This window comes from Paenibacillus sp. J31R34, assembly GCF_059383715.1.
The window spans coordinates 503,266-525,199 of record NZ_JBXENU010000002.1; the positions used below are offsets into that span (position 1 = coordinate 503,266).

The 21,934-nt window shown below is 50.1% G+C and carries 19 protein-coding genes and 1 riboswitch; of the genes, 5 read left to right on the top strand and 14 right to left on the bottom strand.

Going from position 1 to position 21,934, the window contains the following annotated elements; genetic code table 11:
• Positions 1-4: 4 nt before the first annotated feature.
• From purN to purE, 10 genes are all read right to left on the bottom strand, one after another.
• The gene (purN, locus tag AC50YG_RS07555; protein WP_494825880.1) at positions 5-631 is read right to left on the bottom strand and encodes a phosphoribosylglycinamide formyltransferase; all 627 of its coding nucleotides are present in this window, start codon (positions 629-631) and stop codon (positions 5-7) included.
• Positions 631-1,674 carry a phosphoribosylformylglycinamidine cyclo-ligase gene (gene purM, locus AC50YG_RS07560; RefSeq protein ID WP_341282863.1) on the bottom strand — a complete coding sequence of 348 codons (1,044 nt, stop codon included), beginning with the start codon at positions 1,672-1,674 and terminating at the stop codon, positions 631-633. Before purM ends, purN begins: the two co-directional genes overlap by 1 nt.
• A gap of 127 nt (positions 1,675-1,801) precedes the next feature.
• On the bottom strand, positions 1,802-3,280 hold the full coding sequence (gene purF / locus AC50YG_RS07565) for an amidophosphoribosyltransferase (protein WP_341281092.1): 1,479 nt from the start codon (positions 3,278-3,280) through the stop codon (positions 1,802-1,804).
• Positions 3,265-5,508, bottom strand: coding sequence for a phosphoribosylformylglycinamidine synthase subunit PurL (gene purL / locus AC50YG_RS07570; protein WP_494825882.1), 2,244 nt, complete (start codon positions 5,506-5,508; stop codon positions 3,265-3,267). Before purL ends, purF begins: the two co-directional genes overlap by 16 nt.
• A complete protein-coding gene (gene purQ / locus AC50YG_RS07575) occupies positions 5,486-6,181 on the bottom strand; it encodes a phosphoribosylformylglycinamidine synthase subunit PurQ (protein ID WP_046231573.1) in 696 nt (231 codons plus the stop codon). The genes purL and purQ overlap by 23 nt, the downstream gene beginning before the upstream one ends.
• A gap of 3 nt (positions 6,182-6,184) precedes the next feature.
• Positions 6,185-6,427 carry a phosphoribosylformylglycinamidine synthase subunit PurS gene (gene purS / locus AC50YG_RS07580; RefSeq protein WP_494825884.1) on the bottom strand — a complete coding sequence of 81 codons (243 nt, stop codon included), beginning with the start codon at positions 6,425-6,427 and terminating at the stop codon, positions 6,185-6,187.
• Positions 6,428-6,586: 159 nt separating this feature from the next.
• The gene (locus AC50YG_RS07585; RefSeq protein WP_494825886.1) at positions 6,587-7,486 is read right to left on the bottom strand and encodes a phosphoribosylaminoimidazolesuccinocarboxamide synthase; all 900 of its coding nucleotides are present in this window, start codon (positions 7,484-7,486) and stop codon (positions 6,587-6,589) included.
• Positions 7,487-7,502: 16 nt separating this feature from the next.
• Positions 7,503-8,798 carry an adenylosuccinate lyase gene (purB, locus tag AC50YG_RS07590; protein ID WP_341281089.1) on the bottom strand — a complete coding sequence of 432 codons (1,296 nt, stop codon included), beginning with the start codon at positions 8,796-8,798 and terminating at the stop codon, positions 7,503-7,505.
• A gap of 4 nt (positions 8,799-8,802) precedes the next feature.
• Positions 8,803-9,987, bottom strand: a complete 1,185-nt coding sequence (purK, locus tag AC50YG_RS07595; protein WP_494826359.1) for a 5-(carboxyamino)imidazole ribonucleotide synthase — start codon at positions 9,985-9,987, stop codon at positions 8,803-8,805.
• Positions 9,987-10,472 (bottom strand): 5-(carboxyamino)imidazole ribonucleotide mutase, encoded by a 486-nt coding sequence (gene purE / locus AC50YG_RS07600; protein ID WP_494825888.1) that lies wholly within the window; start codon positions 10,470-10,472, stop codon positions 9,987-9,989. Before purE ends, purK begins: the two co-directional genes overlap by 1 nt.
• A 495-nt stretch (positions 10,473-10,967) precedes the next feature.
• Positions 10,968-11,067: riboswitch (purine riboswitch) on the bottom strand.
• A 298-nt stretch (positions 11,068-11,365) separates the two neighbouring features.
• Here purE and AC50YG_RS07605 point away from each other — a divergent pair.
• The 4 genes from AC50YG_RS07605 (at position 11,366) to AC50YG_RS07620 (ending at position 17,519) form a co-directional block, all read left to right on the top strand.
• Complete coding sequence (locus tag AC50YG_RS07605; RefSeq protein WP_494825889.1) at positions 11,366-11,971, top strand: DJ-1/PfpI family protein; 606 nt, start codon at positions 11,366-11,368, stop codon at positions 11,969-11,971.
• 326 nt (positions 11,972-12,297) lie between these two features.
• Positions 12,298-13,788 carry a hypothetical protein gene (locus tag AC50YG_RS07610; protein WP_494825890.1) on the top strand — a complete coding sequence of 497 codons (1,491 nt, stop codon included), beginning with the start codon at positions 12,298-12,300 and terminating at the stop codon, positions 13,786-13,788.
• A gap of 290 nt (positions 13,789-14,078) precedes the next feature.
• Positions 14,079-15,842 carry a hypothetical protein gene (locus AC50YG_RS07615; protein WP_473756565.1) on the top strand — a complete coding sequence of 588 codons (1,764 nt, stop codon included), beginning with the start codon at positions 14,079-14,081 and terminating at the stop codon, positions 15,840-15,842.
• Between the two features lie 399 nt (positions 15,843-16,241).
• Positions 16,242-17,519: a glycoside hydrolase family 18 protein gene (locus AC50YG_RS07620; RefSeq protein ID WP_494825892.1), complete on the top strand. Its 1,278-nt coding sequence runs from the start codon at positions 16,242-16,244 to the stop codon at positions 17,517-17,519.
• Positions 17,520-17,621: 102 nt separating this feature from the next.
• On the opposite strand, the gene AC50YG_RS07625 is transcribed toward AC50YG_RS07620, so the two are convergent.
• From AC50YG_RS07625 to AC50YG_RS07640, 4 genes are all read right to left on the bottom strand, one after another.
• Positions 17,622-18,113, bottom strand: coding sequence for a GyrI-like domain-containing protein (locus AC50YG_RS07625; protein ID WP_494825893.1), 492 nt, complete (start codon positions 18,111-18,113; stop codon positions 17,622-17,624).
• A gap of 174 nt (positions 18,114-18,287) precedes the next feature.
• A complete protein-coding gene (locus AC50YG_RS07630; protein ID WP_473756569.1) occupies positions 18,288-19,943 on the bottom strand; it encodes an MDR family MFS transporter in 1,656 nt (551 codons plus the stop codon).
• A gap of 32 nt (positions 19,944-19,975) precedes the next feature.
• Positions 19,976-20,404 carry a MarR family winged helix-turn-helix transcriptional regulator gene (locus AC50YG_RS07635; RefSeq protein ID WP_473756570.1) on the bottom strand — a complete coding sequence of 143 codons (429 nt, stop codon included), beginning with the start codon at positions 20,402-20,404 and terminating at the stop codon, positions 19,976-19,978.
• Positions 20,405-20,663: 259 nt separating this feature from the next.
• Positions 20,664-21,515: a sugar phosphate isomerase/epimerase family protein gene (locus AC50YG_RS07640; RefSeq protein WP_494825896.1), complete on the bottom strand. Its 852-nt coding sequence runs from the start codon at positions 21,513-21,515 to the stop codon at positions 20,664-20,666.
• A gap of 213 nt (positions 21,516-21,728) precedes the next feature.
• Here AC50YG_RS07640 and AC50YG_RS07645 point away from each other — a divergent pair, with 213 nt between their 5' ends.
• Positions 21,729-21,809 carry a putative holin-like toxin gene (locus tag AC50YG_RS07645; protein ID WP_414811846.1) on the top strand — a complete coding sequence of 27 codons (81 nt, stop codon included), beginning with the start codon at positions 21,729-21,731 and terminating at the stop codon, positions 21,807-21,809.
• Positions 21,810-21,934 lie beyond the last annotated feature (125 nt).

Consider the following 21,934-nt stretch of genomic DNA (forward strand, 5'->3'; position numbering starts at 1 on the left):
CCGATCAATCAGCTTGCTTACTTACATCAATCCGCACCAAACGTCCGTCCAGCTGTACCCGTCCGCCAGCAATTTGCCGCACGACCTGCGGAAGCAGCTGCTGCTCGGCCGCATGGATGCGTACCGCAAGCTCATCCTCCGTCTCGCCGTCCGCAACCCCGACCGCCTGCTGGGCAATAATCGGGCCGCTGTCGAGTCCGCCGTCCACATAATGCACGGTAACGCCCGTCAGCTTCACGCCGTAATCAAGCGCCTGGCGAATCGCATTAATGCCGGGAAACGCTGGCAGTAGTGAAGGATGAACATTGATCATCCGCCCATAGAAAGGCTCCACCAGCACCGGTGTAATGATGCGCATATAGCCAGCCAATACAATCAGCTCAATGCCGCGGCGCTCAAGCTCCGCCAAAATCACGCTGTCATGCGCTTCGCGGGACGGATAGTCCTTCGGCTTAAAAATAAACGTTTCTACGCCAGCCTTGCGCGCCCGCTCGATAACCGGAGCAGACGGCTTATCACAAACAAGAAGCTCGATAGTTGCATCGAGCTCCCCCTGCCATGCCGCATCGGCCAAGGCTTGAAAATTGGTGCCTTGACCTGATGCAAATACGGCTATACGCTTCGCTGCCATTACACCGTCGCTCCTGTAAACGTGACGATGCGGCTGCCTTCCGTTACTGTTCCAATGCGGTAAGCTTTCTCGCCAAGCCCACTTGCTACGCGAAGCGCTTCTTCCGCTTCATCAGCCGGTACAACGACTACGAGGCCAATACCCATATTAAACGTCGTGAACATGTCACGATTCGTAATCGAACCTTTTTCCTGCATGAGGCCAAAAATGTTGTGGATCGGCCAAGAGCCGTATTCCACATTCACGTTCACGCCTTCCGGCAATACGCGCGGAATGTTCTCGATGAAGCCGCCGCCTGTAATATGCGCCATGCCTTTCACCTTCACTTGCTCAATTAGCTTAAGCGCCGATTTCACATAAATGCGCGTTGGCTCGATCAATACATCGCCAAGCTTCGCGCCATCAAGCTCTGCCAGCTCCTGATCCAGCGCATAACCGCTCTCTTCCAGAAGCAATCTGCGAACGAGCGAATAGCCATTGCTGTGAATGCCGCTTGACGCAAGTCCAATTACTGCGTCTCCGGGCGCAATGGTCGTGCCATCGATGATTTTTTTCTTATCGACAACGCCGACCGTAAAGCCCGCGATATCGTATTCGTCGCCTTGGTACATGCCTGGCATTTCCGCTGTCTCGCCGCCAATTAGTGCACAGCCAGCTTGAACGCAGCCATCTGCAATGCCTTTAACAACCGCTTCGATTTTCTCAGGCACGACTTTGCCGCAAGCGAGGTAATCGAGGAAGAACAAAGGCTCAGCGCCTTGTACAATGATGTCATTGACACACATGGCAACCGCATCGATACCGATCGTGTCATGCTTGTCCATTGCAAAAGCCAGCTTCAGCTTCGTGCCAACGCCGTCTGTACCCGATACGAGCACCGGCTCGTCATATTTATCCTTGTTTAGGCCGAACAGGCCGCCAAAGCCGCCAAGATCTGTCAGTACCTCAGGACGGAACGTCTTCTTGACATGCTTCTTCATTCTTTCGACCGCTTCGTTGCCAGCCGCTATATCGACGCCAGCTTTTTTATACGCTTCTGCCACATCGTTCAACCCCTTTATCGTAGCCGCCAAGCTGGCACGCCTGAATTAGGCACGCCAGTGGCAGGCAGCACTATTAGTTCTAAATTGCATTATTACAGCTTCATGCTGCAGCCAGACTGCCCTAAGTCTAGCAGCTGCAGCTTTTGTCCGATTCCTCATCAACAGGCGTCGGGTAATCATTATCAAAGCAGCCGAGGCACATGCCGCGGTTATAAGCGCCGTCATTGCCGCCAACCGAATCAATAAAGCCGCTGTCGCTAAGGAAAGTCAGCGAATCCGCATTGATCAGCTCGCAAATTTCCTGCACCGTGCGGGAAGATGCAATAAGCTCATCGCGGCTCGGCGTATCAATGCCATAGTAGCAAGGGTTTTTGAAAGGCGGCGATGTAATCCGCACATGCACTTCCGTCGCTCCCGCTTCACGCAGCATATTGACGATCCGGCGCGACGTTGTGCCGCGAACGATCGAGTCGTCAATCATGACGACGCGTTTGCCTTCAACGACTTTGCGCACGGCGGAAAGCTTCATCTTCACGCCCTGCTCACGCAGCTCCTGCGAAGGCTGGATGAACGTACGGCCGGTGTATTTATTTTTGATAAGTCCAAGCTCATAAGGAATACCCGTCTGCTCCGCATAACCGATTGCCGCGGATATACTGGAATCCGGCACACCCGTTACGATATCAGCATCGACGAACGATTCCATCGCGAGCTGCTTGCCCATCCGCTTGCGCGCGGAATGAATGTTGATCTCATGAATGTCACTGTCGGGACGGGCAAAATAAATGTATTCCATCGCGCAGGTCGCCCGGCGCGTTACTTCCGCATAACGATCCTCTTTCATGCCATCCTGATCAAAAATAAGCAGCTCGCCTGGCTGAACGTCACGCAAATACTGGGCACCAATCGATTCAAACGCGCACGACTCGGAAGAAAAAACATAGCCCTCGCCGATGCGGCCCACCACGAGCGGACGAAGTCCGTTCGGATCAGAAGCGACCAGCAGCTTGTCGTTTGTCATAATCAGGAAAGCGAAGCCTCCAACGATACGCTGGAGCGCTTCTTTCGCTGCCGTCACAAAATCCTTCGGCGAACGAGCGATCAAATGCGCAATAACCTCGGTATCGCTCGTCGTCTGGAAAATAGAGCCCAGGTTCTCCAGCTCCTTGCGGATCTCCGGCGCATTTACGATATTGCCGTTCGTCGCTACCGCAAGATCGCCATCGCGATAGCGGAAGATCAGCGGCTGCGCATTTGCCAGCTTGCTCTCTCCTGCTGTCGAATAACGCACATGGCCGATAGAGCGATCGCCAGGGAGCCCCGCTAGGCGCTCCTTGTCGAATACTTCCTTGACGAGTCCCATGCCGCGGTGATAGCTGAAACGATTGCGGTCCGTCGTGTCGACGGTGCAAATGCCCGCAGATTCCTCGCCGCGATGCTGCAACGCATGAAGGCCATAGTAGGAAAGCGATGCTGCGTCTGCATGATTAAAGACACCGAACACGCCGCATTCCTCGCGCAGCTTGTCGAAGAAATCCTCCCGACCGCCGCCTTGATTATAATAATCGCCTGACCAAAGCTTAGGCTGCTTTATTTCATCAGACATGGAATCGCATCCTTCCAGACCTTCTCCAGTTGTTGTACCGGCGCCTGAATGCCGGATTTGCCATTGATGCTGATCGAAAGAGCAGCTCCTTTAACCGAACCAATTGCCGCATGGGCAACGCCTTGCTCAGACAGCAATGCTTGCAGCGCTGCTGCTTGCTCCGGCTTCGCCGACAGCAAAATACGCGATTGCGATTCGCTGAACAATGCATGATCAGCGCGCAGCTCTGTATTTACATTAACTTCTGCACCAAGCTTGCCGCTTATACAGGATTCTGCCAGTGCAACCGCAATACCGCCTTCGGACAAGTCATGCGCCGAAGCGACCAGGCCGCTTTGAATCGCGCTCAGCACAGCGCCAAGCATCTTTTTCTCAACAGCTAGATCAATAACCGGAGGACGGCCTTCGTTCACGCCTTGCAGCACGTATTGCAGCTCGCTTCCGCCCATTTCGGCTTTCGTTTCGCCGACGAGAATGATGACGTCGCCTTCGTTTTTGAAGCCTTGCGTCGTAATATGATCGATATCATGAACGAGACCTACCATGCCGATAACCGGCGTCGGGTAAATCGCGCCTTTTGCATTTTCATTGTACAAGCTGACGTTGCCGCCGATAACTGGCGTTTCCAGTACGCGGCAAGCCTCGGACATGCCGTCTGCCGATTTCTCGATCTGCCAGAATACATCCGGCTTCTCTGGGCTGCCGAAGTTCAGGTTATCTGTAATGGCCAGCGGCTCTGCGCCGGAACAAACGATGTTGCGCGCAGCTTCCGCTACGGCAATGCGTCCGCCCACTTCTGGATCAAGGTATACATAACGGCTGTTGCAGTCGGTTGTCATCGCGAGTGCCTTGCGTGTACCGTTAATCGTAACGACTGCTGCGTCCGAACCCGGTTGTACCGCTGTCGACGTACGCACCATGTAGTCGTATTGATTGTAAACCCACTCTTTGCTGGCCACCGTTGGCGAAGCGAGCACTTTCTCAAGCGCAGCCGTCAAATCCGTTACTTCCGGATAAGCCGTTGTGTCGATTGCCGCATTCGCACTGTAATATGCAGGCTCCTGCGAAGGCTTGTCATAAACCGGACACTCGTCAACAAGTGCTGTTACCGGCATATCGGCCACTTGCTCGCCTTGGTGGAACAAGCGGAGACGTCCGTCATCCGTTACTTTACCGACTTTGGCGCAAATGATGCCCCAACGGTCGAAAATTTCTTTCGCCTGCGCTTCATGCTGCGGCTCTACAACGAAGAGCATGCGCTCTTGCGATTCAGACAGCATCATTTCGTAAGGCGTCATGCCTGTTTCGCGCTGCGGCACTTCATCGAGGTACAGCTCAAGACCGTTTCCTGCTTTCGAAGCCATCTCGGCGCTGGAGCAAGTTAGGCCAGCTGCGCCCATATCTTGAATCCCAAGCACGATGCCGGAATCGATCAGCTCAAGCGTCGCTTCCATAACCAGCTTCTCCATAAATGGATCGCCGACTTGAACCGCCGTACGCTTCTCTTCGGATTCCTCGGACAGCTCGACCGAAGCGAAGGTTGCACCGTGGATGCCGTCGCGGCCAGTTGCCGGACCGACGTAAAATACCGGGTTGCCTACGCCTTTAGCGACACCGCGCTGGATTTTATCATGATCAATGAGGCCCACGCACATCGCGTTAACGAGCGGATTGCCCTCGTAGCTCTCGTCGAACATGACTTCACCACCGACAGTCGGGATGCCGATACAGTTGCCGTAGCCAGCGATACCGCTGACAACATTTTCAAACAAATATTTAACGCGATCATTTTCAAGACGGCCAAAACGCAAGCTGTTCATCAAAGCAACCGGACGTGCGCCCATCGAGAAAATATCGCGGATAATGCCGCCTACACCTGTAGCTGCGCCTTGGTAAGGCTCAACCGCAGAGGGATGGTTATGCGATTCGATTTTGAATACGACCGCTTGATTGTCGCCAATATCAACGATACCCGCGCCTTCGCCTGGTCCCATCAGAACTTTAGGCCCAGTGATCGGGAATTTTTTCAAAATCGGCTTGGAGTTTTTGTAAGAGCAATGCTCCGACCACATGACGCTGAATACGCCAATCTCCGTATAGTTTGGCTGGCGGCCAAGAAATCCGCAAATCAGCTCATATTCATAATCCGTTACGCCGAACTGCGTATAAATCCGCTGATCCGCGATTTGTTCCGCTGTCGGTTCCTTAGCTGTTAACTGCTGCGCCATGCTGTTCCCTCCATGCATTCAAAATCGATGTAAACATTTTTTTGCCGTCCTCTGAGCCGAACAATTGGTTAATTGCACGCTCTGGATGCGGCATCATGCCGACTACGTTGCCACGCTCGTTGCTCACGCCCGCGATGTTCGATACCGATCCGTTCGGATTGGTGTCACCCGCATAGCGGAAAATAATTTGCTTGTTCGCTTCCAGCTGTGCCAGCGTCGCGTCGTCGCAATAGTAGTTGCCTTCGCCGTGAGCGATTGGAATGTTGATGATATCGCCCTCTGCATACTGATTCGTGAACGGATTGCCGTTGTTCACGACCTCCAGCGGCGTCTGATGGCAGCGGAATTTGAGGCCGCTGTTGCGGATCAAAGCGCCTGGCAGCAGGCCTGCTTCCGTAAGAATTTGGAACCCGTTGCAAATGCCGAGGATGAACTTGCCTTCCTCCGCCGCTTTCTTCACTTCATTCATAACAGGAGCAAAACGGGAAATCGCGCCGCAGCGCAGGTAATCGCCGTAGGAGAAGCCCCCTGGAACCAAAATCGCGTCATAACCGGAAAGATCCGTCGATGTATGCCATACATACTCTACCTTTTGGCCAATCGCTTCCTCTACCGCCTTGTAACAATCAATATCACAGTTGGAACCTGGAAAAACCAGAACCGCAAACTTCATCGCCTATCCCTCCAGCTCAAAACGGTAATCTTCTACGACCGTGTTCGCAAGCAGCTTCTCGCACATTTCCTTGATGCGCTTCTCTGCCTCGCTGCGGTCAATATCGCCCAGCTCAAGCTCCAAATATTTGCCGATCCGAACCTTTTCCACTTCGGTAAAGCCCATCGAGTGCAAAGCTCCTTGTACAGCTGTTCCTTGCGGATCAAGTACATTTTCCTTGATTGTTACGTAGACGGTTGCTTTCATTGTTGGCCTCCTGATAATGAAAATAATATTGTAGCGTTAACGCTGCTTCGCTTTTCTTCTGCTTTAGGCGAGCACCCCACAGGCTCCCTCCAGCAAAATCGCTTTGCTTTTATCGTTTTGCATGAATCGTTGATCTATATCTCTAAGTGCACGAAATAGCTAGTAGCTTTCCGAGCCGGTCAAGCGGCGGTAAATATCCTGATACCGCTTCGTCGTCTCTGCAACAACCGCTTCCGGCAGCGGGTCCGGCTTGCTGTTTTTGTCCCAATCTGAGCCGAGCAAATAGGTGCGCACCGGCTCCTTGTCCATGCTGTCGATCTCAATGTCATAGGCGAAATTGCCCTCTGCCCAGAAACGCGAGGAATCCGGCGTGAAAATCTCGTCAATGAGAATGACCTTGCCGTCAATCAGGCCAAATTCAAATTTGCAATCGGCGAGAATGATGCCGCGCTCGGCGCAATAAGCGTGAGCGAACTCATAAAGCTTGATGCTGCGGTCGCGCAGCTCCTCGGAAAGCTCAGCGCCAACCAGCTCTTGCATCCGCTCGAACGGGATATCTTCGTCGTGGCCGATGTCGTTTTTCGCAGCTGGCGTAAAGATCGGCTGCGGAAAACGTTCATTTTTGCGCAGGCCTGCAGGGAGCTCGATGCCATTGATCGCAGACGTTTGCTGATATTGTCTCCAGCCGCCGCCTGTGATATAGCCGCGTACGACGCATTCAATGTCGATACGCTCTGCTTTAAGAGTTACCATAATCCGGTTGCGCAGCAGCTCAGGCTCGGTAATGAGCTCGCCCAGCTTGTCCACATCGGTATGCACGACGTGGTTCGTCTGGATCGAAGCCGTCTGCTCAAACCAGAACGCCGACAGGCGGTTGAGCACATTGCCTTTCTCCGGCACAGCCGGATCAAGCACATAATCGAACGCTGAGATACGATCCGTTACAACGATGAGAAAATGCTCGCCCAGATCATAAAGCTCTCTAACCTTCCCCTTGTATAGAAGGGGCGCTTTTACATATGGAGCAGCAGTAGACAAGCTTTGAGATGATGCAGTCATTCGCCAGTAAGCCTCCTTAGTTCAATCCAAGACGGGTGAAAATCGTATCCACATGCTTCAGATGCCATGTTGGGTTAAAGCAATCGTCGATGTCTTCCGTCGACAGAAGCTCGGTAATTTCCTTCGTCGATTCAATAATGTCGCGGAATTGGCGCTGCTCTTCCCAAGCCTGCATCGCGCGCGGCTGAACGGTGTCATACGCCTGCTCGCGGCTGAAGCCTTTGTCGATCAGCTTCGTCATGACGCGGCCGGAGAACGGCACGCCGAACGTACGCTGCATGTTGCGCTTCATATTTTCAGGGAATACTTGCAGATTATTAATGATGTTGCCCAGACGGTTCAGCATGTAGTTCAGCAGCATCGTTGCATCTGGCAAAATGACGCGCTCTGCGGACGAGTGGCTAATATCGCGCTCATGCCACAGCGGAATGTTCTCATAAGCCGTCAGCATATGTCCGCGGATGACTCTCGACAGACCTGAAATGTTCTCGCAGCCGATTGGGTTGCGTTTGTGCGGCATAGCCGATGAACCTTTTTGACCTTTAGCGAAAGGCTCTTCCACCTCGCGGAATTCGCTCTTCTGCAAAGCGCGGATTTCCGTAGCGAACTTGTCCAGCGACGAAGCAACGAGTGCCAGTGTGCCCATGTATTCAGCATGGCGGTCACGCTGCAGCGTTTGCGTCGAGATTGGCGCAGCTTTTGTGCCGAGCTTGTTGCAGACGAATTCTTCTACGAATGGGTCGATGTTCGCGTAAGTGCCGACAGCACCGGAAATTTTGCCGTATTGCACGCCGTCAGCTGCATGCAGGAAACGCTCCAGGTTGCGCTTCATCTCTTCATGCCACAGTGCCATTTTGAGGCCGAAAGTAGTTGGCTCAGCATGAACGCCATGCGTACGTCCCATCATCGGCGTATCCTTGTACTGAATCGCTTTCTCGCGCAAAATCGAGATGAAACGCTCAATATCCTTTTGCAAAATCGCATTGGCTTGCAGCAGCAGGTAGCCCGTTGCCGTATCTACAACATCCGTCGATGTCAGGCCGTAGTGCACCCATTTGCGCTCAGGGCCAACCGTCTCGGATACAGCGCGCGTAAAGGCGATAACGTCATGGCGTGTATCCTGCTCGATTTCATAAATGCGGTCGATGTTGAAGCTGGCGTTTTTACGAAGCTCTTCTACGTCTTCCTTCGGAATAATGCCCAGCTCCGACCAAGCCTCGCATGCGCAAAGCTCAACCTCCAGCCATGCTTGGAACTTATTCTCCTCGGTCCAAATCGCTCTCATTTCCGGTCTGCTGTAACGCTCTAACATGTAGCTACTCCACCTTCCAAATTGTTGTTTCATCTATCCATTGCAGCGCTGCTTCCACATCGGGAGCAAGCACGTTAATGTGGCCCATTTTTCTTTTGTGAACGGCGTCCTTCTTGCCGTACAGATGCAGCTTCGGTGTTACGCCGAGGCGCACTGCCGCTTCATCCCGGGTTCCAAAGCGCTGAATGACCGGCTCTACATGCTGGCCGAGCACATTCACCATCACGACTGGCGTCAGCAGCTCCGTACGGCCAAGCGGCAAATTGCATACCGCCCGCACATGCTGCTCGAACTGCGACGTATGTGCCGCTTCCATCGTGTAATGACCGCTGTTATGCGGCCTTGGTGCCAGCTCATTCACATACAGCTCTCCGTCAGCCGTCAAAAACAGCTCAACGGCAATCAATCCGACCGCGCCCAGCCCTTCGGCGATTTGCATCGCCAGCTGCTCCGCTCGGCGCTGAATGCCTTCCTCGATCCGGGCCGGCACAATCGACAAATGAAGAATATTGTCGATATGGATATTTTCCGCCGCCGGGAATGCTTTGACCTCGCCCTGCGGGCTGCGCGCCGCAATGACCGACAGCTCTTTTTCAAAGGAGATGAATTTCTCCAGCACAAGCTCGGTTCCAGCCCGGCTCAGCGTTTCATACGCCTCGTCGATCTCCTCCGCGGCGCGGATGACCCATTGCCCTTTGCCGTCGTAGCCGCCAGTCGCTGTTTTTAATACGCACGGCAGGCCTAAACGTTCAGCTTCTATATGAAGCTCTTCGCTGCTGCGAATTTCGCTGTAAGGCGCAACCTTCACGCCAGCCGCCTCAATCGCCCGCTTCTCCCGCAGCCGATGCTGCGTCGTATAAAGCAGCTTGCTGCCTTGCGGCACGTAAGATTCCTTCATCAGCATCGCGGCTACTTCAGCATTCACATTTTCAAACTCATACGTAATGACATCTGAACGCTGCGCCAGCTCGCGCGCTGCCTCATGATTGTCATAGGCGCCGACCACTTGATCTGCGACTTGTCCGCAAGGCGAATCCACCGCTGGATCAAGCGCGACGAATTTGTAGCCCATCGCGCTGCCTGCGAGCGCCATCATCCGGCCCAATTGCCCGCCGCCGAGTACGCCGATTGTGCTGCCTGGCAGCAGCGTGCGGATGTTATCCGGCCGCTGCTTGTCCGCTTCGACCATCATAGCGTCTCACTGCTTTCGAGCACTTCCTGCTTGACGCGCTCGCGCCGTGTGATCACGCGTGCCTGAATGTCCGGATCGAACGCGCCCAGCATCTGTGCGGCCAGCAGTCCAGCATTCGTGCCGCCAGCATTTCCGATTGCTACTGTAGCTACCGGAATGCCGCCCGGCATTTGCACAATAGATAGCAGCGAGTCGAGACCGCTGAGATTCGAAGATTTGACAGGAACGCCAATAACCGGCAGCACCGTTTTGGCGGCGACCATGCCGGGAAGATGTGCAGCTCCGCCAGCCCCCGCGATAATGACCTTAAGTCCGCGCTCCGCTGCCGTTTCCGCATATTCGAACATTAAATCGGGCGTTCTGTGCGCCGATACAACCTTTTTCTCATAAGGAATTTGAAGCTCTTCCAGCACATCGCAAGCCAGTTTCATTGTATCCCAATCCGACTTGCTGCCCATGATGACGCCTACCTTCGCAGACATGCGTTCAAACCTTCTTTCATCTATATAATAGGTAAACCATATAAAACCGTAACTTGATGCTTTCCTTACCTTCTAAACTGCCCGATTTCAACAGAAAAATCCCGACAGCTACCGTAAGAGTATTAATCATACGTATGCTGCGGGACCCGAGCCGAGCGCACAGCGCAGCCTCCCGACTTCCGGGAACCGCTTGGCGCTCTTTATGCCTGAAGTAAGCCGCCACTTCCGCAACCTTGCAAAAAACAAGGCACAAAGTAGCACAAGGCTGCCCTAAGGTGAAACGACAGACGCCATCCTTGGCGGCACGGCGCGTTTCATTCCGAGAAATATAGAGAAAGATAACGAAATGATATCCTTGCCTATATTTTAAGGTGAAACGGCTATCGCCGTCCTTGAACGGCATGCTTCGTCTCGCGGAGAACCAGACGCCGAATATAAGTGTAAAACTTATACTACTTATACTTGCTTCTTGTTCAAAAAAGGCAGCTCAAGCATACCAGCTTCAAGCTTGCTCGTAGTCCGAAAATTGTGGTTTTCGGGTAGATACTTTCGGGCCAATTCCCGAGATTATACGAGACCAACACTATAATAAACGGATTGCTCCGCTACTGACCTCCTCCAGTTTATCTAATCCCCACGGGGCTGTCAACAAAATACGAACGTTGAAAAGAGTAGCTTTTATTAAAGTTCGTTTTTGGCAGGTAAAATATCATAATATGACAGGAATCTACTCGGGATTACGCGCAGACAGCTATAAGTGAAGTGGATTTATGGGAGGAATATTCGCAGGACCCTGCTTATTTGTCGAGAGGGTTTCCAAGGCCTCCGCAGAATAACACAGTACGAATGTAAATTTCATTCATTTATGAAAAAGGAAGCGGAGGAAATGAGCTATGGAAAATTACAAAGTAGGCATTCTTTTGTTTAATGATGTGGAGGTGCTTGATTTTGCCGGTCCTTTCGAGGTTTTTGCAGTAACAGCGCTGAACTGGGGGCAGGAGGATGCCTATCACCCGTTTCAAGTATCGACTATTTCTGAAAAGGGTGCGCTCATTACGGCCAAGAATGGCCTTAAGGTAACTCCAGATTACAGCTTCGCGGATGCTCCTGTATTCGATGTGCTCGTTATTCCTGGCGGCATGGGCACACGGCACGAGATTCATAATCAGGCGCTGCTTGCGTGGATCAAACAGCAGAGCGAACAGGTGACGTGGATGACCTCCGTCTGTACGGGAGCGTTCTTGCTTGCAGAAATTGGCCTGCTGGATGGCAAGCGGGCCACGACACACTGGGCAAGCATCGAACGCATGCGGACGCAGTTCCCACAGACGACAGTCGTCGAAAACGTGAAATTTGTAGATGAAGGTGCTGTTGTCACCTCGGCTGGCATTTCCGCAGGCATCGAGATGTCGCTGCATATGGTTGGAAGGATTCTAGACATCCAGACAGCAATAAATACAGCTAGAGCTATGGAGTATGACGGAAAGTATGAGCTATAGCTTACATCAATGTCAGGGACTACAATTAGTGCCGCGTCTAGATATGGACGTGGCTTTTGCTTATTTTACACGCTGCTCTCCTTCTCAAACAATTTCAGACTATTCACAACTACAGCCATAGGGATGCATTGATGAAGTTTTCCACATATAAGCAAGGAGCAGCAACTCAGCGCCGTATAACATACACATCGCATTAAAAAATACCAAATAAATTATTTAAAATATCGCCAAAACACAACTTTTGTAGTATATTAATAACAATTTTACTGGAAAACAGTATAATTGACCTAATACTTAGGATTCATTACAAAATGGAGGTTTATTAAATGTTGAAGACTTTAAGAAATATCCTAGCTGCTCTGTTGATAGTATCACTAGTAGCCGCTATCACAACCCCTGTGAAAAAGACAGCGGCAAGTACACTTCCCGTTGCAGAAGGAGGCATTGAAGCCGCCGCGTTAGCCTATTGGAGTGGAGCCGTTTATGTCGCTTCGGCTGATGGTGCAATTGGAGTTAAGCCTGAACTGCAAGAGAATATTCAAATTTTCGCAAAATCGCTTTGGGATAGTGCACCCGCTTCTATTAAGACTTCCATTACAGAAAGTACATATGGAATGCAAGCTGGCTGGAACACACCTAATTCTTATGTCGTATCTTGGTCGCCTCGGACACTGGCATACTTGCAGGATAAATGGTTTGACCATTTTGGAGGCGGAGCAACTTATGATACGACAAATAAAATCATTACCGATATTATGGCACCAGGTGCGATTATACGGCCAAGTTCTGTAACCTACATTTCTGGCAACGGCGCAAATCCAAATATAGGTTATATAGATGCTGGATTCATAACTAATATAATTGTAAATATAGACGGTTATGCCACCATCGTGACAAATAACGGGACATACGCTAGGTACAATAATTTATTAAACCTAAACAACAAGCCTTTCGCCAACGCCCGCGACGCCTATAATGAATTCGTTACCCGATTTAAAATTGAGAAAGGCACGTATACGACGAAGCCTAACTTCGTAGATGGACGCACCAGAAGCCGTTACGTAGAGACTGTTTACCCAACAAGTACTGTATTTCCAAATTCTATCGTAATGCCCGCTCCGCTAGGCGTACTCAATGCCGATTACACGGTTAAACAGTATAAAACGCCAACCATTGGCCGTGCAGGCGGCTTAATAACCGGACAAATTGTCATTGGCTTTCCGAGTGTGACGGGTAACTTTGCTGCCTTAACTACATCAAATGCTAGCAATTATACTTTCCTCTCTTATGACAATGCGAAGCTTAATGGAGGTCCCGCTCCCTATCATTCAGTAGTAGATAATGCGCGAAGCTTACCTGTTATCGGAATACCTTATAGCTCTAAAGACAATATGAGGCAGGGCCAATTGGAACAAAGAAGATACTATGGCTCCGATGGCAAGGCAGAGCTAGATATTGACTATACTAACCATGGTAATGCGCAAATTAACCCAAATGTTCCGCACAGGCATGACTGGAATTATAACAACAAGCCGCAGAGGGGTCCGTGGTACATTATAGAAACAGACTTAAATTATAGTTATAATCAATGGATAGAAGACTTAAATACGGGACATGAAGTATCCTTTACTTTTATGAATGTCAAATACTTCATTACACAAAACCAGGGCTCATGGTATTTAACAAAATGGGGAGAAAGTATTCCTCTTAAAGTCGCTTCTACCCCTTCACAGCTTCTAACGCTTGCTTCCCTTAATAATGAAACGTTGCAAACATTATTTAATGACGGAAGCCTCGTTGATATTTCTGTTTACTAAAATCTTTTTCACTAAAAATGCAGGGCATTCTCTATTCGTTTATTACTAACGGGAGAATGCCTTGTTTTGTTTAGAATGCATTCAGAGTGATAAGACAGTTAGACTACGCCTAAATCTCGAGAAATATGGTAAACTGAACGAGAATCAAATCTGGCTCAAACCGAATGATATGTATGAAGAGGCCAATTATGAATTCGCCGTGTCAGGTAAAGCGCTTTACTAAAGGGTCGAAATGAAGATTTTCTCATTGTAAAACGGATTTATACACAAACCTAAAAAGGAGCAACAACATGGACTCCATCTATCAGCGCTTGGTTCAATTAAATGATCAGCTTGTCACCCCATCTCTGGGCCTTCAAATTAAAGACTCCGAAAGCCGCAATGTCGGAGGCATTATAGACTCATTTACAGGCCTGCCTCATCCGAGCCATGTCGGAACAGGCGCTGTCATCGCAAAGTGGACTGCTGCCCTGTGCAGTCCGGAATCGGCGTTTTATCGCGACAAGCAGCTGCTTGCCAGCCTTGAGCTTGCGCTGCAATATATGCTTAACCGCCAGCATAGCGACGGAACGATTACGCTTGGCTCAACCAACTATCACTCGCCGCCAGATACCGGCTTTGTCGTGATTGGTTTTGCGCAGCTTTATGAGCTATTGGTGCAGCAAAGTGTGGAATATCCCGCTTTTGAAAAAGCTATTTCCCTGCTTGCACTTTTTCTGAAGCGGGCAACGCCGGCCATGCTTGAGGGCGGCTGCCATACGCCAAATCACCGCTGGATTCTAACAGCAGCCCTCGGCCTGTTGAACAAGTCGTTCCCTGATCCGGCGCTTGTGGCTCGTGCGAATGCATGGCTTGCAGAAGGCATTGATATTACTGCCGATGGCGAATGGACCGAGCGCAGCAATGGCATCTACAATGCTGTCAGCGATATTGCCCTGTACCATACAGCGCTGTCGCTTGATCGCCCTGAGCTGCTGGAAAGTGTACGCAGCAATTTGCGAATGATGCAATATTTGGTTCATCCTTCCGGAGAGGTTGTAACGGACTATTCTGGCAGGCAGGATTATGGACAGCCTTCGGATATGTCCGGCTATTTTCTCCCCTACCGCTTGATGGCATCGTATGACCGCGATCCGCTGTTTGCCGCCTTGTCCGATTATGCGGGTCCTTTCTTTAAACAGTTCTTCTCGGTGACAGACCATCCGCTCATTGGCTATCTGCTCTATCCGGAGCAAATGGACATCAGCCATATAGAGCGGGCTGCGCTGTCAGATCGATATGTAAAAATCATCAACGGTCAGCACCCGATTCATGAAGATTTGCAGGAGATGAAAAAGCAGGGGCATCAGCTTCATATTACTCACAGCTCTGCGCATACCGCCTTCGGCGCGCCGCTCGTTCGTGTCCGCGATGGACAGACAAGCGCGACGGTTATGACGAGTGCGCCATCCTTCTTCTCGCTCCGCCATGGCTCGGCGAGCCTGCTTGCGGTTAAAGTGTCGACTGCCTTTACACCGGGCGTCGTCAGCTTCGACCAGTTTCAAGCGGAAGATGGACATTATAAGCTCGGCAAACGCATGTATAAAGGCTATAATGGGCCCATTCCTAGCCATTTGCTTCCGAAGCTGGATGCGGACGGCGTAACAGCGGACGCCCCTTGGTACCTGCTTCCCCATGGAGAGCGGGAAAGAACCCATTTGCAGGAGCATTTTATTGAATCGGAGCTTACGCAAACGGCAGACGGCTGGGACATTCGCCTACATTCCGATAAGCTGCAAGAAGATGTAATGACGCAGCTGACGTTTGTTTTTGCCAAGGATGGCAAGCTTAGCGGGGAAGGTCTCGAAGCCATTGCCGGCAGCAGCAACTATTTCTTGAAGCAGGGCTCCTGCCGCTATGAAATGTCAGATGGCTCGGCAATTGAGCTGACGTCTGGCGCATTCGAGCATTGGATGCCTTCCGTTCGCGACGATAGCCACCCCGCTGGCTGTCAAAGCGTGATCGTTAATTTGTTGTCACCAGTCGATAACCGCTTTTCGATTCGGTTATCGTAGTAAAAGCCATGGTGAAAGTTGGCTGCGCTGCATGAAAAGCTTGACTTCCGATCGCCATTACCGTTGGATTTCTGTGAATTAGCCCCCATAGGGGGAAATCCAACGGTAAAAGCGAACGCTATCGCTTCTCCAGTTCAAGCTTTTCATTCCACTCCGCCCCTCTTCACCACACTTTTAAAACAAACCAAAACAAAAAAGCTACAATGCCGATTTTAGGCCCCCATTTTTATTTTGGGGGCCTTTTTTTTAACAGATGAAGAGCAAAAGAACTGAAGAGCAGAAGAGTAGAAGCAACCCCACATACAAAAAGAAGGAAAAGTGAAACCGAAGTCTTTTTTCATAGAACGGTCGAATATAAGTAGATAAAGAACTTTTGCTTGGGGGAGGTTTTATCGCGACATGCATATCCATACGGTTAAAAAAGGCGATACGCTGTGGCAGCTCGGACAGCGCTTCGGCGTCAGCACGGAGTCTATCGCTTCGGCAAATGGCATATCCGCTGATGTTCCACTCGTCATTGGCCAGGCAATCATTATTCCTTCGGAGGCTGGCAATCATAAGGTGCTTCCGGGAGAAAGCCTATGGTCGATCGGTCTGAAATACGGCGTTACAATCGAACAACTCATGCGCGCAAACGAGCTCAAAAACCCTGCCCTCATTAAGGCAGGCCAAGTGCTCGTCATACCGCAGCCGGAGAAGCCTATCATAGAAGTGAACGGCTATACGGAAAAATTCGGCGCCAACGGCGTAGCGCTCGTCCATGAAATTGGCGCCAACCTTACTTATCTGAGCCCATTCAGCTATCGTGTCCAGTTGGACGGCACGCTTGTGCCAATTGACGACAGCGCTATAATTGAAGCGGCGTTCCAAGAGAAAGCAGCACCAATGATGGTGCTGACCAATTTCGAGAACGGCACCTTCAGCAGCGATATTGCCCATGCTGTGCTGACGGATGCCGCGATTCAAAGCGCGGTCATTGCGAGCGTCTTGTCCGTGATGCAGCAGAAGAGCTACATGGCGCTGAATGTCGATTTTGAATATGTGAGGGCAGCTGATCGTGAAGCGTATAATGCTTTTTTGCAAAAGCTGGTGGATACGCTCCATCCCTATCATCTGCTCGTATCTACTTGTCTTGCCCCGAAGCAAAGCGCGGAGCAGAAAGGCACATTATACGAGGGACATGATTATGCCGCCCATGGACGGATTGTCGATTTTGTTATTTTGATGACGTATGAATGGGGCTGGTCTGGCGGACCTCCGCTCGCTGTCGCTCCACTCAACGAAGTCGTTAAGGTGCTGAATTATGCGCTATCCGTTATCCCCGCCTCCAAAATTGTCATGGGCATGCCGCTCTATGGCTATGACTGGACGCTGCCGTACGTAAAAGGCGGCAAGTGGGCGCCGACGGTCAATCCGCCCCAAGCCGTCGCTCGGGCCGCTAAATATGGTGCAACGATTCAATATGATCCGATAGCCGAATCGCCTCATTATACTTATTATGATGAACAAGGCGCACAGCATCAGGTCTGGTATGAGGACGCCCGCAGCGTACAAGCCAAATTCAATATTGTGAAGGATTATAAGCTCAGAGGAGTAAGCTACTGGGTGCTTGGCGTACCCTTTCCCCAAAATTGGTACGTCCTGCAGCAAAATTTCACCGTCCGCAAGCTGGTGTAGCAGCACTGCGGCTGCCTCGCCAAAAAAGCCCTCCGCTGCGGGAGGGCTTTCGCTTTTTGTTATGTCCATCGTTCGTTAAAACATTCGATTGTCTTACCTCGGCTATTCCTTCAACGCCACAAATATATCAATCTCATTTTCCGTGCTTTCGGGTTCATATCGCTCATCCCAAACTTCGAAATCATAATGCTGCGGCACATGTCCCGTTTCTTCCATCCACTCGCCATAAAGATAATTATACGAGCGGCTAAGCTCCGATTCAGGCCCGATATGCGTGTAGGCCGCATACTTGCTTTCAGCCACCGTATGACTCACCATATGCAGCGGCATATCGCCGAGCTCGCTTACTTCGCAGCAAACGATATTTGTGAACCGATCTGTCTGGGGATTAAATTCAGCAGTCATCGGATAAATTTGAATTAAAAGAATACGGTCATTTTTCCTATGCTGAATTTCTGCTTTTCTCTCGATTAATGCTTGATAGGTTCCCTTCCCAAGTCCCGATTCAAACTCTTGAACGCTCGCTTCCACTTTAAAGCCTACGACAAGAAAAAGCGGCAGTGCTACGACCTCTGCTTCTCGTTTCTGTTCCATGAGCTGTCCTCCATTCAATCCTATCTAAACAGGCAGGAAATACAGCCATTTTATCATAAAAAAGCCATCCCCTCGCGCTCATCGGTTAGACTGCTTCCGATGCTGCACTTGGGGATGGCTTTTAATCTGCGAAGCACACTGGCTTTCGCTTAATGAATGATATTCGACAACCGATTATTCCGTCGGCTGACTGACAAGCTTGCCGCGCAGCTTGCTGCCTGCATCCGTATCTGTATCCGCTGCTGCATCCGCGTTTGCTGGCTGCGGTGCTGCATTCGACGTGCGGAGCGGAATTTCTTTCAGGAAGAAGGTCAAAATGACCGCACCAACCAAAATGAGCGTACCTGCAAGAAACACGGTTGAAAGCGACGAAGCCAGCGCCTCGCGAAGCATTTCCACCATTTTTGTAAACAACGGTTGTAGGTCGGCCGGCAAGCTTTGGTGCAGCTTTTCCAGCTCCGGCTGGTTCGTCAGCATTTGCGGATTAGCAAATACGGCGAACTCTTGGGCTACTTTCGGATCAAGCTTGCTGAGGTCAACAGCATCTCCCGACTGGGCAAGCTCGGTCAGATTGTTTTTCAAGCTGGTTGAAAGCACGGTTCCCATTACAGCAATACCGATGGTACCGCCCATATTACGGAACAACTGCATGGCCGCCGTTACGGCGCCAAGCTCCTTGAATGGAACCGCATTTTGAATGGCCAGCGAGAAAACCGGCATCCCAAGGCCGAGACCTAGGCCGAAAACGATCATCGCCAGAACTGCCATCCACACGCTGTTCATAAATACCATCAGCACCATGCCCGCCACCATAAGCGGCATGCCGATTAAGGCGAATTTTTTGTATTTGCCCGATTTGCTGATCAATTGACCGCCAATCGCGCTCGTAATAACCATACCAATCGACATTGGCATCGTGACATATCCAGCATAGGTTGGCGAAATCGCCAGCACGCCTTGCACGAAGAAGCTGAGGTAAATCAATGCGCCCATCATCCCGAAGTTCATCAGGAAGCCAATTACATTAGAGAGCGTTACAATCCCATTTTTGAAAAAATGAAGCGGCAGCACCGGGCTTTTCGCCTTGGATTCGACGAATACAAAAATCAGCGCCGATACGAGCGTTGCCGCGAATAGGCCAATCGTTTGGGCAGAGCCCCACGCATATTTTGTACCTGCCCATGTAAAGGCAAGCAGCAATGGCACAAGCGTGGTCGTCAGAAACAGCGAGCCCAAGTAGTCAATCGACTCGGATTGCTTGCGTTCCGTCTTCGGAAACAGCGTCAAAATCATAATGAAGGCAATAATGCCGATCGGCAGGAAAATCCAGAATACCCAGTGCCATGCCATGTGGTCAACAATATAACCACCAAACGTGGGGCCAATAACGCTGGAAAAGCCAAAAACGGCTGTCATAATTCCAGTCCATTTGCCGCGCTCCCGTGGCGGGAATAAGTCGCCTACTGCGGTAAAGGCCGTTGCCATAATTATACCTGCGCCTACACCTTGAATCGCACGGTAGAAAATCATTTGGTAAACGTCAGTTGACGTTCCTGCAAGAAAAGCGCCGATGATAAAAAATAAAATACCGGCCAATATAAATGGCTTACGTCCGTAAATATCCGACAGCTTGCCGACAAGTACCGTCGCGATGGTTGAAGTGAGCATATAGATCGAAATCGACCATGTGTACAGCTCCATTCCGTGCAGCTCTGCAATAATTCTTGGCATCGCCGTACTGACGATGGTTTGGTTGATCGCTGCAAAAAACATAGCGAACATAATAGCAACCATAATGGTCAGCTTTCTTTTTTGTGATAAATGTTCCATAGGTTAAATCTCTTCCCCTCATTCGGTATGAATTAAATATGCATATGATCGTTTAGCTTTTTGAAAATTCGTTTTAAATGTGCGATGTCCTCTGGTGCCAGACAGTTTAACATCATGCCGAGCGTCTCTTTTTGATCATCCGATATTTGGTCGAGAGTAGCTTTCCCTTTCTCGGTAATATCGATGTATACGACGCGGCGATCTTCCTCATCCCTAACCCGATCAATATTGCCTTCCGCAGATAGCTTATCAGCCAATCCCGTTATGGCAGCAGCGGAAATGCACATTTTCTCGGCCAGATCGGATACTCTTTGCTGTCCATCTTGTTTGAGCCAATAAAGCAGCTTGAACTGGGACAATGACATATTCCCTTGCATCCGCTTGTTCCACTCTGAATTCGCATTTTTCATGATCAATTTGAACATGGTGGAGAGCTCGACAACGTCTTCCTTGCTTGGCATGTATTCACCCCTTCCCTATTTGCGTTCATCGTCCAATCATTCCAGCGCTTTATCATAAAGCGCAATTAATAAATATTTCATTACTAAACTATTTATCACTATAAATCTTTTCGCGAAATTAGTCAATGCTTTAGCCTATTTGGTTTTGTGACATCTGGCGCTCCACTTGGGCAAAATCAAAAAAGAGCCGAAATCTGCAAAACAGATCTCGGCTCTTACTATTTTAACTATAATAGATGTCGTTAATGATAGCTGCGTTCTACAGCTCAGCCAACAGCTTAGTCAAAGCTTTATAGCTAATCTCAATGCTTTCCAGCTCGCCTTTACTTGTTGCGTCCTGCTCTACAATAATGTATTTAGTGCTTGTATGCTTCTGAGTCGCCTGCAAAATGCCCGCAATATCAATCGTGCCTTCACCAATTTCAGTGAACGCATCCGGGCTTCCAATCGACATAAACGTTCCCATCGTAACGGGCTCGTTCTCATCAAGCGTTTCAAAAAGGTTAACCGGATTAACGCTCGCCGGCAAATCCTTCTGATGAATAAATTCGCAGCGGCTGCCCAGCTTCTCGATATAGCTTACAGCATCAACGCCGCCACGCAGCGCCCAATAGGTATCAAGCTCAAAGCCAACATTTTCAGGAGAGGTATGCTCCAAAATAATGTCGAGCGCATAGCTACCATTGAACTTCTGGAACTCATGGAAATGATTATGATAAAGCAGACTGATGCCCTGCTCGCGCATTTGGCTGCCGTAGCGGTTCAGCTTCTTGCTGAATGCAAGGACGTCCTCGTAATTGGTGAAAAATGATATCGGAATAATCGCTTTCGTACAGCCCAGCTCTTTATTGAAGGCAATGACATCAGCGATTTGGGCATCGTCCGAGACGAAAATATGAGTGGCGATTACGTTCAGACCCGCTTGATCTACAAGCTGCTTCAAATCAGCAGCCTTGAGATCGCCGAGTTTGAACAAATCCTGGCCTGTAAAATCGAGTGGAATTTCGATGTTTCGGTAGCCAATTTCCGCAATTTTATTCAATGTGCCAGCGCGATCACGTGCAAATTCGGTTTTGGCAGAAAACAACTGCAAGCCAATTTCCAATGTCATAAAAGTAATTCCCCTCTCGATGTGAGCATAAAAACGTTTACATTCTTTTTATACCTTAAAGCTTGTACCAGCGTCAAATAAGCTGCACAGCTAGTATTTGTATTGTATATACAGATCTATCCATATCCACTTTAATCATGGTATAATCGCAAATCAATAGAAAAGGCTTACAAGGGCGGCCGGCTACCTCTCGATAGAAGGGAGGGATGCCTTGTGACAGTATTTGAAGCAATAATGCTAATGCTTACCTTCGGTACGCTTATCGTGATGCTACTGTCCCATAAACGAAAATAGACCGCCCTAGGTCAAAGGAGACGGTCTATTTTGACGTAAACCTCGATTAGAAGCCTACCGCCCTTAAAAGCGGCTATTGCGCGGAGAGTCGTGTTACCAGCACGGCTCTCTTTGCATTGTACGCA